This is a genomic window from Streptomyces sp. NPDC044033 (assembly GCF_056434425.1).
Genome location: NZ_JBWKFF010000036.1, coordinates 17,371 through 31,542, shown reverse-complemented (window position 1 = coordinate 31,542; position 14,172 = coordinate 17,371). Strand labels below are relative to the sequence as shown.

Sequence of the window (14,172 nt, the reverse complement as noted above, 5' to 3'; positions counted from 1 at the left end):
GCAGCGAGCTCGGGCAGGCGGAAGATCCAAGGGGGCGGGTCTGGCCGCCTCGGTGTGAGTGGCGGCCGGCTCTCGCCGCTGCTCCAGTCGCACCGTCAGCAGGTACTGAGCGGCGTGCTCCCGCCGGCGGCCTTCGGCGCAGTTGGCGACCACGTCCACACCGGCTGCTGGTACTCCTCGTGGGGTCACGAGAGCCCGTCGGAATCGGCTCAGCCACCGGGGCATCGATGAGGGGCGCACCGCGGTTCAGCGTGGTTCTGTATGACATGCCCTACGCGACCATGAAGGGAGCCGTGTCCGCGGGCTCGACGTCGGCGGCGATGGTGTGCGTGCTGTGGCGCAGCGCGTCAACGATGCGTTCAGCGGCGTGGTCAGCGGCGAGCAGTCGAGCGCTGGCGCGCCCAGAATCGGGTACGCACCGCCGCCTTTGCCTAGCCTCGCGCTTTCGTCAGCGCGCTCGTCCATGCCTTGACCGAATAGGTGGATAGCGCCCCTGATCTGCAACGATGCGATGTATCCAGAGCCTTGTCAGCCGCACGGGGAGAGGCACTCTTCAGGTGCGTGAGCGTATCGGGTGGTACCCGAGTGTCCGTGCCGAGGCCGGACGCAGCGAAGCGGGCTTACTGGTCGGGGCGGGAGTCGTTCTTCTCGGCGGTCCTGAGTTGGGTATCGAACCACTCGATCGCGACCGTGCAAGAGAGTTCGAACTGCTGGATGTAGGACAAGAAGTGGTCGCCGTCCGTGAGGACGAGCTTCTTCGGTTCGCGGGCGCGGTTGAAGCCGTCGAGGGCAATGTCGGCGGGGGCGACGTCATCGCCCTTGGCCACGAGCATCAGCAGGGGGGTGGGGGCGATGCGGGAGATCCACTGACCGGGTTCGTAGGCACGGGCGCGGCGGTTGGACTGAAGGGTCACCTCGTTCGTCCACGTGTTGTCCGGTGCCCGGTGCAGGTAGAAGTCGGCCGCCCCCTTCTGCGGGTAGGCCGCTGGGGAGCCAGGGCTCGTGTCGGTGTCGACGAAGGGTACGTAGACCGGCGGCTTGCCGGCCAGCTGGTCGCGTTCGTCCTGGTCGAAGCGGTCTTCCAGGGCGCGTACCTCGTGGGGCGGCACGCGGCGCAGTCCGGTCTCGTAGCCGCTGACGGTGGGGGCCTGGGCGTAAACGGCTTTGATGCGGCGGTCGGTGGCGCCGAGGACCAGGGCGTGACCACCGGCGTAGCTGAATCCCCAGATGCCGATACGCTGTTCGTCGACTTCCCCGCGTGTGCCGAGGTAGGTGATCGCCCATCGCCAGTCCGCGATCTGCTGGTAGGGATCGATGTCCTGGCGAGGCGTGCCGCCGCTGTCGCCGAAGTTGCGATGGTCGTGGAGGAGAACCGCGTAGCCGGCCTCGCTGAAGCGGCGGGCTGTGTGCTCGATGCTGTGGTGGCGGGTGCCGCCGAAACCGTGGGCCATGGTGATGGCGGGCAACGGCTGCTCGGATTTCTCGGGAAGGAACAGCCAGGCGGCCAGTTCGATGCCGTCGGGCAGGGGAATGCGCACGTCGATGCGCTCAACCATGGCGGACACTCCTTCAATGGGTCTCTGTTCATGCGTCGTGATGTCACGGCCGCTCAGGCCTGAATGAATTTCTACGTCCGCTCGCGGCTCGGCTTCGCATTCACCTCGGATTTCTCACGGCCTGCCCGCCTGCGTTCACGGCCCCGACGGCATGGACGTCATGTTCTTTCCCGAGCTGTGCGCCGCAGGCGGATCGATCGCGATCGCGTGCGCGAGAGGATCCTCCGAGGCCGGGTCATTACCGTGATGGGGCAGTCACGAGGACCGCCCCAAAACGTCGAGGTCGGCATACCCGCGGCTTCGCCTCGGCATTGAGGGTGTCCGTCCCGTGCGCCGCGAGAGTTTTCAGTCCTGGGACCGGCGAGAATCCGTCGATGTCTCTCTGTAGCGTGCCAGGAGCATTCTTCAGCGGGCTGGGTGGTTCCCTGCCCATACCGTGGGGATTCGGCCTGACCACGGACTTGCCTGTTCGAGTTGTCCGGCGAGGCGGAAGAGCCGGCCTTCGAGGCCGTATCCGGCGACGAACTGCATACCGACCGGGAGCCCCGTCCCGGCGTCGGCCGTCACGGGTACGGACATGGCGGGCGTGCCTGCCACGTTGAACGGCATGGTGAACGGCGACAGGTCATTGATGCGCTCGATCCAGCCGAGGCCGTCCAGTGTCTCCGCACCCTCCGTATGAGTGCCCAGCGACACGGGAAGCTCCGGCAGGGTTGGCGTGAGGAGGATGTCGTACTCGTCGAAGTACCGCGCCAGGCTTCGGGCCACTCGGTTCCGCATCGCGAGAGCGGTGTGGAATTGCGCGCCGCCGACCCGCTGCCCGTAGTGGTAGCCGGCGAGAGTCGTCGGCTCAAGGGTCGAGGAGTCGATGGGACGGCCGAAGGCGGCGGCCAGCCCGTCGACCAGGGTGGTGAGGTTCACCGTCATGAGTCGAGCATTGGCCAGGACGAATTCCTCCCAGTCGATGCCGAGGTCGACTTCAACCTCCTTCACCTGGTGGCCGAGGAATTCAAGCAACCGCACGGTGCGGGAGAGGGCGTCGGTCACCGGGGCGGTAGTGCGGCGTCCGCCCCACGCTTGGGCGAGGACACCGATTCGCAACGAGCCCGGATGACGGGTGACTTCTTCCGCGTACGGCCGTGACGGCTGCTGGGCGAAGTAGGGGTCGCCCGACTCCGGGCCGCGTATCTGGTCGAGCAGTACCGCACTGTCGCGTACGGTGCGGCTGACGCTGCCGTGCACGGCCAGGCCGTTGAAGACCTCGTCGACGTCGGGCCCCATGGACACCCGGCCACGGGTGGGCTTGATCCCGAAGAGGCCGTTGTAGGCGGCGGGGATACGGAGCGATCCGGCGGCGTCGGTGCCATGGGCGACCGGGAGCACCCCGGCGGCGACAGCGGCGGCCGCGCCTCCACTGGATCCGCCCGCGCTGCGCTCCAGGTCCCACGGGTTGCGGGTCGCGCCGTACAAGGCTGATTCCGTCGAGATGCCATAGGCCATCTCCGGTGTCGCGGTGCGCCCGAACGTCACGAGGCCCGCGCGCCGGAAGCGCCGCATCAGCGAGGAGTCGGCGCCGGCGACGTTACCGGCCGCCAGGCGGCTTCCCAGCTCCATCCGCCTCCCGGCCATGGCCACCGCGATGTCTTTGATCAGAAAAGGGACACCGGCCAGTGGTGTGCTACCGGGGACAGGTTCGTCGTCGGTCGGCCAGGTCTCCACGACGGCGTTGATCCGCGGATCAACTGCCTGTACAGCCTCGCGCGCGGCTGCCTCCAGCTCGGCGGGGAGTACCTCGCCCTTGGCCACCAGCTCCGCCAGCCCGACTGCGTCGAAGCTCACGTACTCAGAAACTCTCACTGCCACTCCCTGACAAGAACAATACCTTCAAGTACCGAACGATACCCTACGGTATCGAAGGGGTCGGACTGGTACCGTGAGAGAGGTCGTGAACCGCACGACCGACCGGAGTGACGGAGTAGTCATGGCATCGACCCTCAGAAGGCCAAGCAGAGTGGCGAAGCTGCCGCCTCGTGAGCGCATTCTCGATGCGGCCGAAGAGCTCTTCCAGAGGGAAGGGATCCGGCAGGTGGGGGTCCAGACGATCGCCGACAAGGCCGAGACCACCAAAATGGCGATCTACCGGCACTTCGAGACCAAAGACGCGCTGGTCGCGGAGTGGCTGCGGATCGTCGCCGCGGACTATCAGGCGGCCTTCGACCGCGTGGAAACCGAATACCCCGACCGGCCCGAGGAGCAGATTCTGGGCCTGGCCCGCTTCATCGCCGAAGGACTGCCGGCGATCTCATACAGGGGCTGTCCGTTCATCAACTCCCTCGCCGAGCTGCCCGACCGCCTCCATCCGGCACGGCAAGTGATCGAGGACCACAAGGCCCACCAGACCCGCAGGCTGATCGGCATGTGCACCCAAGCCCAGATGCCCGACCCCGGACAGGCCGCGGCCGAGATCACCTTCGTACTCGAAGGGGCGCAGGTCAGCACACAGAACGGAAGCATCGATCAGACGGGAGACCGCCTGATGAAGATCGTCGAGGGAATCGTGGACCGGCACCGCTCCCACCTCGGCGCATACAGGGCGGCCAACTGACCGCCCGCGCCGCCCGCCCGACCAGCGCTCAACGTGGGCATGCGAATGTGACCTGGCGCACCCGCTCACCTGGAAAGCGTCTTTGACCGGAGCGGGAACAGGAACCTGGACGATCCTCGTTCTCGCTGGTCAGCTTCGCCTATTACCGGCGCGCTCGCCTATGCCCTGATCAAATAGGCAGAGAGCGCTCCTGACTCGCAACGATTGGTCTTGTCTAAGGCCTGTCCCAGCGTGCAGAGGGATTCCACGCGCGGATCTCTGCGGCTGAGCCCCCTTCTTATTGCTCGTCAAGGCGTTCCCTAACGAGACTGACCGCATTGCCTATCCCTGTGACGGAACCAAAGCTCACGGGGGTTGAAGGCGTAAGTGTTGGCCTTCGCTCCGGTGTCGTCGGTCAGGCTGGTGAAGGAGCCGAGGGCGTCGGTGAGGTAGTAGTAAGCCGTTCCCTCACGGGCCATGGAGTGGAGGGTGTGCCCCCGGGGTCGCGGATGAATCCTGTGTCGGTGCCGTTGGTGGCTTGGGCGACCAGGCCGACGGGGCCGTTGTGGAAAGCGGTGTCACCGAGACGGGTGTGTTCGCTGCTGTCGGTGAAGCCGTAGGCCGCACTTGGCGGCCTCGCTCATCTCCTGCGACATGCCCACCACCCCGTACTACGGGCCGACCAGCCCTGAGGCCCAGCTCGCGGGAATCCTCGGCAGTTGGTATCCCTCGGAGAGGCGATGAGAACTACGGCGGCCTGGTGGCCACGCTGACAAACCGGCTCGTTGGTACCCCTTCATAGGGGCGGTGAGAACTCGGTGGTTCGGCAACCCTGCCAGCAGTAAAGGGCACCGCTGGCAGAGACGTTCCGCACCGGACTGTTTCTGACCACCGCCATCAGACTGGCTTTACGGGCCCGGCAGTCGCCTGGCCACCCGGGTGGGCGATCCATTCATGCCACTGGCCGCCGAGGATGATGTCAGCCAGTTTCCGGTAGCCGCCACTGCCTGGATGAGCGCCGTCACCGTCCATGGCCTCTCGGACCCACGTGGGGTCCTCGGCCAGTTCCCGGGTCGTGGCAATGAAGGGGACGTCTCGTGACCGGCAGAGGGCGGACATCATGTCGGCGAGTTCCGTGACCCGTCGCAGATGTTGGTCACCCGCGTCGATAACCGGAGGGGGACCCACTACCAAGGGAGCTACGGCCTGGCGCGGACTCTCATCCAGGATCATTGCCAGGTTGTCCAGGCAGCGGGCCGGGTCGACGCGGACGCTGCCGTCCTCCTCGATCATGTCGTTGCTGCCGAAAGCGACAACCAGCCGGTTGTCGACGCCGGTCAGGGTCCGGGGCCTGATCTCCTGCCAGCAGCGACGCAGGACATCCCCGGAGGTATTGCGCCTGATACCGAGGTTGAATGCCGTGATGTCGCCGTGGGTGGCCTGGAGCACCCGACCGACCCAGCCTCGGTACTCCGGGTCGCCGATCCCCTGGACGAAGGAGTCACCAACGAAGCAAATACGTACGCGCCTACTCATCCGGCCAACCCTATAAGCCGGACCGACACGCACACTCTCCCAGTCGAGCCGGTGCGCGTCTCAGGCCCTGACACTGTAAATGCCGACTGCCTGGGGGTCGTGAGTGAAGAGGCTCCCGAAATCTGCGGCAAGATGCGGCGAGATGCGGCAAGAGGGGAGACGGTGCCAACGCTCGTACGACTGCCGGACTTCGCACCGGCAGAGGGCGTGCCGGGCCGCCCACGGGACGGACGGGTCGGCGAAGCCGTCACGGCCCCGGCGGTCGGGACGGCTCCCCTCTGGGCCGCTGAGCGGCACGTACGCCTTGGCCAAAGTGCCGTCCATGCGGGGGCGTACAAGCGCTGATATGCAGGACTGGCGACGTCTTCAGCCTCGGAGGCATGGACGACTGGACCGCCTCTTACGATCGTGTCCTCGCGCAGCGCAGCGCCGAGGGCTGGATGTTCCTCCTCGAAGCAGTCCGCGACCTGCGCACCACCGGCGCCATCGCCCCAAGCAGCAGCTCTGGCCCGCCTGCTCACCGGCCCGGTGAACGAACACTGAACGCAGCCCTTGAACATTCTGGAGACGGGCGCGGGCACCGGGTCCGTCACCCGTCCCCTTCTCCCCCGCCCCTCCCCGGACAGCAGCCTGGACATAGTTGAGGTCAACTCCCGCTTTGCCTGCTGGGTTAACCCGTGCAGCCCGAACGATCGCCAAGGAGTCATGGGCTGCGTACCGGGCGGCCAGAGCAACGGCAGAGACTGGCCAGGACCCGTACGTGCACGGCTGGACGAGGAAGAACATCTTCTGGTTGATGGTGCACCACGGCCCGGTGACGACACGGGAGTTGGGCGAAGGCGCCAGCATCTCGCACGAGAAGGCGCGCCATCGGATCGGCCGTGACCGTACGAGCGCCCCTACAAGTCCACCACCGTCGGCTGGCCCCGAGATTCGGGGGTGGTCGACGCCAACGGGGCACCGGTCTTGGTGCACCGTCACCGGATCCGCACGACATTCGAATCCCACCGGGGCCGCTCTTCCTGGATCGGCAGCCGGTGCTCGACGATCGACCCCAACCACACCCCGGAAGTGGAAGGCGACCACTACTTGTCCTCGATGACCGAGGCCCAGCAGAGTGCCCTGGATGACATCGTCGAGCAGACCCACGGCGATCTGCCCCGCAGGGGGCAACCGCCCATGGTGCTGTCGGACGAGCAGGGCGCCGACCTGACCCGTCAGTTTCGGCAGCTGGTCGGCGAACTGGGTTTGGACGACCGGGCTATCGCCGAACTCGTGGGTGGCCACTGCGATGTGCTCGTGGCCTCCTGCGCCGATCCCACCGCGGGAGTGCACGGACCAAAGGGAGAGCCGTGCCCGGCCCGCCCCTGGGTATGTCTGCTGTGTCCACTCGGCACAGCACGACGAGATCGTACGTCTTCGGGAACAGGCCGCAGCCCTCGGCAGCGTCCGCCGCCTGCCCGCCGCCCGCCCCGGAACGGCCCCGTACGGATCGTGCAGTTGAGCCTGACGCTACCGACGGGTCCGGACGCGGCGAGGGAGGCCGTCGACGTGACCTGCCGTGTTCCCTCGCCGTCCGCACCAATGCCCCCTCGGGGGTGACGCTGATCGAGGGCTCGTCGATAGGAAGATCGCGGTGTTCATGCAGGTCACAGCCCTCGATATGCCTTCCCGGGATGCTCGTTGAAGGCGGTCACGACGCACTGATGAACGGTGGCGCGGAGTCGTCGGCGCGTATGCGGTTTTTGATACGCGGACGATATGTGCCCGCTCGTAACATCGAGAGTATGCGTGTGCTGATCGTCGAGGACGAGCCCTATATGGCGGAAGCCATCCGCGATGGCCTGCGCCTGGAAGCAATCGCGGCCGACCTCGCGGGCGACGGCGACATCGCCCTGGAAATGCTGGAGATCAACAGCTACGACATCGCCGTCCTCGACCGCGACATCCCCGGCCCTTCCGGTGACGAGATCGCCCAGCGCATCGTGGCCTCGGGCAGCGGTATGCCGATCCTTATGCTGACCGCGGCCGACCGCCTCGACGACAAGGCATCCGGCTTCGGACTCGGCGCCGACGACTACCTCACGAAACCGTTCGAACTGCGGGAACTCGTCCTCAGGATCCGGGCGCTCGACCGCAGGCGTGCCCACAGCCGGCCTCCTGTCCATGAGATCGCGGGGCTGCGGCTGGATCCGTTCCGACGCGAGGTCTACCGGGACGGGCGCTACGTCGCGCTGACGCGCAAGCAGTTCGCCGTACTTGAGGTCCTCATCGCCGCCGAGGGTGGTGTCGTCAGCGCCGAGGGACTTCTGGAGCGCGCGTGGGACGAGAACGCCGACCCGTTCACCAACGCCGTCCGCATCACCGTCTCGGCGCTGCGCAAGCGGCTCGGCGAACCCTGGATCATCGCCACCGTGCCCGGCGTCGGCTATCGCATCGGAGGCGACAGTGGCTAGATCCCCCGGCCTCAGCGTCCGCCTCAAGCTCACCCTCAGCTACGCCGGATTCCTCATGCTCGCCGGTGCCTTGCTGCTCGCCGCCGTGAGCTGGTGGCTCCTGCGGGAGGGGTGGTTGAAGACCAACGAAGAGGGGGCATGGAAAGCGACTCCGGGCACCACCTTCGTGCGCGGTTTCACTCCCGTCGCGGCGGCGGTCATGGTGTTCCTCCTGGTGTTCGGCCTCCTCGGAGGATGGGTCCTCGCCGGCCGTATGCTCGCCCCCCTGACCCGTATTACGGACGCCACCCGCACCGCCGCGACTGGGGCGCTTTCGCACCGTATCCGGCTGCCGGGCCGCCAGGACGAGTTCCGCGAACTTGCCGATGTCTTCGACGCGATGCTCGAACGGCTTGAAACACACATTGCCGAGCAGCAGAGATTCGCGGCCAACGCCTCGCACGAACTACGCACCCCACTGGCAATCTCGAAGTCACTTCTCGAAGTGGCCCGCACCGATCCATCACACGACACCGGCGAAGTCCTTGACCGCCTCCAAGCTGTCAATACCCGAGCGATCGACCTCACTGAAGCATTGCTCTTGCTCAGCCGAGCCGGCCAGCGGTCCTTCACCCGAGAACAGGTCGACCTGTCCCTCATGGCGGAAGAAGCCACCGAAACGCTGGTCCTCCTCGCAGAAAAGAACGGCGTCACCATCGAGACCCGCGGCGACATCACCCCCACGAGCGGATCGCCGACGCTCCTGCTGCAACTGGCCATGAATCTCGTGCACAACGCGATCGTCCACAATCTGGCCGAACAGGGCATGGTGTGGGTTACTACCAGCGCCCACCCCGGCACCGTGATACTCACGGTCGAAAACACCGGCGAGAAACTGACTCCGCACCTGGTCTCGACGCTCACCGAACCATTCCAGAGAGGCACCGAACGCATCCACGCCGACCAGGCGGGCGTCGGCCTCGGCTTGGCGATTGTCACCACCATCACTCGCGCACACGACGGCACCCTCACCCTCACCCCGCGCGACACCGGCGGCCTGCGCATCACGGTGCAACTGCCCGCGCGTACGCACTCGCAGTCGTGATGCGGCCCCAGCCGCTACGCGGGTGGTGCGGCCGTGTCGACGTACACCGCAATGTTCCGGCCGAGTTCCGGATGCCGCTCGTCGCCCCGGCGTCCCTCGACCAGTACCGCCTACCGCGCGGGCAGCCCCTCGACCTGGTCCATGGTGTCGTCCGGCGTCAGCGACCAGTCGAAACCGCGGCCACTGGTCGGCGCCCCGCGGCCTCACCCGGTCCGAGCGGCGGTCTCCGAAGAAAACCGCTCTCCCCATCCGGCGTGAACGCGCAGGCGCGCGCCTCCGCTGAAGGACGCACTCAGCGACGCGTGGTGGAGTCACGAGTTCGGCGTCGGCGGGGGTGAAGTCAGCGGCGCGATCTTGTCGGGTTCGTGCCGGTATATCGCGCGCCTACTCTCCGGCACCGGGTCGACCCCGGTGAGCGGGGTGCCGACACCTTGGCCGAAGAGCCCGACCTGGCCTCCTTGGGCGCCCTGCTGACGGATCGCACCAGCGCCGCCATGTGCCTGGCCCTGCTCGACGGCCGCGCCTGGACGGCCGCCGGCCTGGCCCGACTCGCCAAGGTGGCGCCGTCCACCGTGAACAGCCACCGCGACCGGCTGGTGGCCTGCTCGGCGAACACCGCGCGGGCCGGTAAAACGGGCCGTCAGCGTATCGGCAGCGTATCGAAAACTGCATACGCGCCGGCAACACCCCGTTTCCTTGAATGGAGGCATGACCTACAGCGAACCAGTGGGAATCACCGCTTTCGGATGCGGGCGGGACGAAGCCGCACGGTTCCGGGAACTGGCGCCCCGATTCGGAGTGACAACGACGATCACAGAATCCGAAGTGTCGGAGGAGACCGCCCATCTGGCATCCGGAAACCGGTGCATCAGCGTCGGACACAAGACCCGGATCACCCCGGCGACACTTCGTGCGCTGAGCCGAGTCGGCGTCTCCTACATCTCCACACGAAGCATCGGGTACGACCACATCGACGTGGATTATGCGGGCCGCGTCGGCATTTCCTTCGGGAACGTCTGCTATTCCCCCGACAGCGTCGCCGACTACACGGTGATGATGCTGCTGATGTCAGTGCGCCACGCCAAGTCCACCGTCCGCCGTGCGGATGTGCACGACTACCGGCTGCACGACGTACGGGGGAAAGAGCTGCGCGACCTGACCGTCGGCGTGGTCGGTACGGGGCGCATCGGAACGGCCGTCATGGAAAGGCTCCGCGCCTTCGGATGCCGGATATTGGCGTACGGAAATCGTGCCGGTGAATCCGGCGACCCCGGCGGCTCTGGCGGCCCCGGCGACGAGGTGTCGCTCGATGACTTGCTGAGGTCGAGCGACGTCGTCACGCTCCATGCGCCGCTCAACGCCGAGACGCACCATCTTCTCGACCGTGAGCGCATCCAGCGGATGAAACCCGGCGCGTTTGTGGTCAACACCGGGCGCGGTGCCCTCATCGACACGACCGCGCTGGTCGCGGCACTGGAGGACGGGCGCCTGGGCGGTGTCGCCCTCGATGTCGTCGAGGGCGAGGAAGGCGTGTTCTACGCCGACCGGCGGGACGCGCCCATCGACAGCAAGTCACTGCTGCGTCTGCAGGAAATGCCGAACGCGTTCATCAGTCCGCACATCGCGTATTACACGGACCGTGCCCTGAGCGACACGGTCGAGAACTCGATCACCAACTGCCTGGAATTCGAAAGCAGGAACCAGCATGCCTAAGGCCAAGCTCCAGGTCGGAATCCTCTTCGGAGGCTGCTCGGAGGAACACCCCATCTCCATCAAGTCCGCGCAGGAGATCGCACGGAACCTCGACCCGGACACGTACGAGCCGTACTTCATCGGAATCACGCGCAGCGGCGCCTGGAAACTCTGCGAAGGCCCCGCCGCGGACTGGGAGAACGGCGCATACCGGCCCGCCGCGCTGTCCCCGGACCGCGGCGTGCGCGGGCTGCTCGTCCTCGACCAGGGGAAGTACGAGACGATCGGCCTGGATGTCGTGCTGCCCGTCCTGCACGGAAAACTCGGGGAGGACGGCGCGATCCAGGGCCTGCTCGAACTGTCCGGCATCCCGTACGTGGGCTGCGACGTCCAGAGTTCCGCGCTGGGCATGGACAAGTCCCTCGCCTACGTGGTCGCCGCCGGCGCCGGAATCGCCACACCGAATTTCTGGACGGTCGCGGCGGACGAGGACGTCGACGTCGACCGGCTCACCTACCCCGTCTTCGTGAAGCCGGCCCGCTCGGGGTCGTCCTTCGGGGTCAGCAAGGTGGCGAATGCGGAAGAACTGCCGGCCGCGCTGGACATCGCCCGGCGGTACGACACGAAAATCCTGGTCGAGGAGGCGGTCGTCGGCAGCGAGGTCGGCTGCGCCATCCTGGGCGGCGGAACGGACCTGACCGCGGGAGAAGTCGACCGCATCGCCCTGTCCCACGGATTCTTCCGCATCCACCAGGAGGACGAACCCGAGGCCGGCTCCGACAATTCGACGCCGATCGTCCCCGCCGACATTCCGGCTGAATCCCGCGCACGCGTCCAGGAAACGGCGAAGGCCGTCTACCGCGCCCTGGGCTGCAGTGGACTCGCCCGCGTGGACCTGTTCCTCATGGACGACGGGCAAGTCGTCCTCAACGAGGTCAACACATTCCCCGGCATGACCTCATACAGCCGTTATCCGAGGATGATGGCTGCCGCCGGGATCCCGCTGTCCGAAGTGATCGACCGCCTGGTGACCGGGGCGCTCGCCCGGTCCCTGACTCCGACGGAGCAGGCCAATGCGTAACGACTTCGTCTTCATAGACGAGTACACGCCCGGGGTCCGCTGGGACGCCAAATACGCTACCTGGGACAACTTCACCGGAAAACCGGTCGACGGATACCTGGTCAATCGCATCGTCGGCACCAGGGCCCTGTGTGCGGCACTGCAGAGCGCGCGAGAAGAGGCGGCCGCGCACGGATTCGGCCTGCTTCTCTGGGACGGCTACCGCCCGCAACGCGCCGTGGACTCTTTCCTGCGCTGGTCGGAGCAGCCGGAGGATGGCCGCACCAAGCACCGCCACTACCCCAATATCGACCGGCCCGAGATGTTCGAGAACGGATATGTGGCCGCCAAGTCGGGCCACAGCCGCGGAAGTACCGTCGACCTGACGCTGTACCACCTGGAAAGCGGCGACCTCGCCGCCATGGGTGGCGACCACGATCTGATGGACTCGGTCTCGCACCACGGAGCGGAAGGAATCTCGCGGGTCGAAGCGGACAACCGCAGGCGTCTTCGCTCCATCATGGAGACCAGTGGATTCAGCTCCTACGCCTGTGAATGGTGGCATTACACGCTCAAGGACGAGCCCTACCCGGACACCTATTTCGACTTTCCCATCGCACAGGTGAGTCCGGGATGAATACGGCGAGGCTCCGGCGGTCCGGCCGAAGTCTCGGCCGGCCCCCGCCCCCGTCTCCGCCCCCTGTCCCTGTCCCCGGACGCCGAGCCGCGAGGGCGAGCCGCACCAGAGCCCACCACGTATCGCCGGCGTATCGAGAACCGCATACGCGCCGGCAACACCCCGCCGCCTTCACTGGACCCATGACTCAGAGCCAGCCATCCCTCGCCCCGCACCCGCACCCGCTCCCCCTCTCCCTCGCCGAGATCGCCGCGCTCGTCGGCGGCCGGGTCACGGGTGACGCGACCGTCGCAGTGAGTGCGCCGGCCGTACTCGACAGCAGGCACGGCGAACCGGGCGGTCTCTTCGTCGCCATGGCCGGTGAGCGCGTCGACGGCCACGACTACGCCGGCCGCACCCGTGCGACCGCCGTGCTCGGCTCGCGGCCGACACCTCTCCCCACCGTCGTCGTCGACGACGTACCGGCCGCACTGCAGACTCTCGCCGCCCACGCCGTGGCCCGGCTGCGCGAGCGGCTGACCGTCGTCGCGGTGACGGGCTCGCAGGGCAAGACCAGCACCAAGGACCTGCTGTCCGCGGTCCTCTCGGGCGCCGAGCCGACCGTCGCCACACACGGTTCGTACAACAACGAACTCGGCGTGCCCCTGACCATGCTGCGCGCCGAGGCGCACACCCGCTTCCTCGCCCTCGAAATGGGCGCCCGCCACCTCGGCGACATAGCCCACCTCACCGGCCTGGTCGCACCCGACATCGCGGTCGTGCTCAACGTCGGCCAGGCCCACATCGGGGAGTTCGGCTCGCGCGCGGCCATCGCACGGACCAAGGGCGAACTCGTGCGCGGCCTCGCACCCGGCGGCACCGCCATCCTCAACGCCGACGACCCCCGCGTCATCGCGATGCGCACGCTGACCGACGGGCCGGTGCTGACCTTCGGCCGCGCCGAACACGCCGACGTGCGTGTCCAGAACCTGGTCCTCGACCGCCAGGGCCGGGCGACCTTCACGCTGCGCACCTCGGGCGCCTCGGCCCGTGTCGCGCTGCCGTTCGTGGGCGCCCACCAGGCACTCAACGCGGCGGCCGCCGCCGCGGCGGGACTCGCGGCCGGCATCCCCCTGGTCACCTCGGCGGTGGCCCTCGGCACCGCCTCACTGTCCAGGTGGCGCATGGAGCTCCGCACCCTTGCCTGCGGCGCGACCCTGCTCAACGACTCCTACAACGCCAACCCCGACTCCACCCGAGCCGCCCTGGACACGCTCGCAGCCGTCGCAGGCCGCCGCCGTATCGCCGTACTCGGCGCGATGCTCGAACTCGGCGCCGACAGCGAGGCCGAACACCGAGCGGTGGGCGAGTACGCGGCCGCGCGCGCCGACCTGGTGGCCGTCGTCGGCGGAACCGCCCGTCCCGTCGCCGACGCCGCGGGAAAGCGGGCGATCGCACTCACCGACAATCAAGCGGCCGTCGCCTGGCTGCGCGAGCACCTCACCGACGGCGACATCGTCCTCGTCAAGGCGTCGCGCGGCGCCCGCCTCGACGAGGTGGCCACCGCACTCGGGTAACCGCGCGGCGC

At 67.4% G+C, this 14,172-nt stretch carries 10 protein-coding genes and 1 pseudogene; 8 read left to right on the top strand and 3 right to left on the bottom strand.

Annotated features, from left to right (window positions below; translation table 11 throughout):
• Positions 1-620: 620 nt before the first annotated feature.
• Together AC07AB_RS37750 and AC07AB_RS37745 are read right to left on the bottom strand one after the other, a co-directional pair.
• A complete protein-coding gene (locus tag AC07AB_RS37750) occupies positions 621-1,556 on the bottom strand; it encodes an alpha/beta hydrolase (RefSeq protein ID WP_478576635.1) in 936 nt (311 codons plus the stop codon).
• A 405-nt stretch (positions 1,557-1,961) separates the two neighbouring features.
• Entirely contained in the window at positions 1,962-3,413 is a 1,452-nt protein-coding gene (locus tag AC07AB_RS37745; RefSeq protein WP_478576633.1) for an amidase, read from the bottom strand.
• A gap of 124 nt (positions 3,414-3,537) precedes the next feature.
• On the opposite strand from AC07AB_RS37745, the gene AC07AB_RS37740 reads away from it, so the two are divergent.
• The gene (locus AC07AB_RS37740; protein WP_478576632.1) at positions 3,538-4,161 is read left to right on the top strand and encodes a TetR/AcrR family transcriptional regulator; all 624 of its coding nucleotides are present in this window, start codon (positions 3,538-3,540) and stop codon (positions 4,159-4,161) included.
• A gap of 876 nt (positions 4,162-5,037) precedes the next feature.
• Here the strand turns inward: AC07AB_RS37740 and AC07AB_RS37735 are convergent.
• Entirely contained in the window at positions 5,038-5,676 is a 639-nt protein-coding gene (locus AC07AB_RS37735) for a GDSL-type esterase/lipase family protein (protein ID WP_478576630.1), read from the bottom strand.
• 380 nt (positions 5,677-6,056) lie between these two features.
• On the opposite strand from AC07AB_RS37735, the pseudogene AC07AB_RS37730 reads away from it, so the two are divergent.
• From AC07AB_RS37730 to AC07AB_RS37700, 7 genes and pseudogenes are all read left to right on the top strand, one after another.
• Positions 6,057-6,339, top strand: a pseudogene (locus tag AC07AB_RS37730) (translation initiation factor IF-2); the annotation flags it as partial.
• 1,124 nt (positions 6,340-7,463) lie between these two features.
• On the top strand, positions 7,464-8,132 hold the full coding sequence (locus AC07AB_RS37725; RefSeq protein ID WP_478576629.1) for a response regulator transcription factor: 669 nt from the start codon (positions 7,464-7,466) through the stop codon (positions 8,130-8,132).
• Positions 8,125-9,216: a sensor histidine kinase gene (locus AC07AB_RS37720; protein WP_478576627.1), complete on the top strand. Its 1,092-nt coding sequence runs from the start codon at positions 8,125-8,127 to the stop codon at positions 9,214-9,216. The genes AC07AB_RS37725 and AC07AB_RS37720 overlap by 8 nt, the downstream gene beginning before the upstream one ends.
• Positions 9,217-9,924: 708 nt before the next feature.
• On the top strand, positions 9,925-10,929 hold the full coding sequence (locus AC07AB_RS37715; RefSeq protein WP_478576626.1) for a D-isomer specific 2-hydroxyacid dehydrogenase family protein: 1,005 nt from the start codon (positions 9,925-9,927) through the stop codon (positions 10,927-10,929).
• Complete coding sequence (gene vanA, locus AC07AB_RS37710; protein ID WP_478576625.1) at positions 10,922-11,989, top strand: D-alanine--(R)-lactate ligase; 1,068 nt, start codon at positions 10,922-10,924, stop codon at positions 11,987-11,989. The genes AC07AB_RS37715 and vanA overlap by 8 nt, the downstream gene beginning before the upstream one ends.
• Positions 11,982-12,605, top strand: coding sequence for a D-Ala-D-Ala dipeptidase VanX (gene vanX, locus AC07AB_RS37705; RefSeq protein ID WP_478576624.1), 624 nt, complete (start codon positions 11,982-11,984; stop codon positions 12,603-12,605). Before vanA ends, vanX begins: the two co-directional genes overlap by 8 nt.
• A gap of 182 nt (positions 12,606-12,787) precedes the next feature.
• A complete protein-coding gene (locus AC07AB_RS37700; RefSeq protein ID WP_478576622.1) occupies positions 12,788-14,161 on the top strand; it encodes a UDP-N-acetylmuramoyl-tripeptide--D-alanyl-D-alanine ligase in 1,374 nt (457 codons plus the stop codon).
• Positions 14,162-14,172 lie beyond the last annotated feature (11 nt).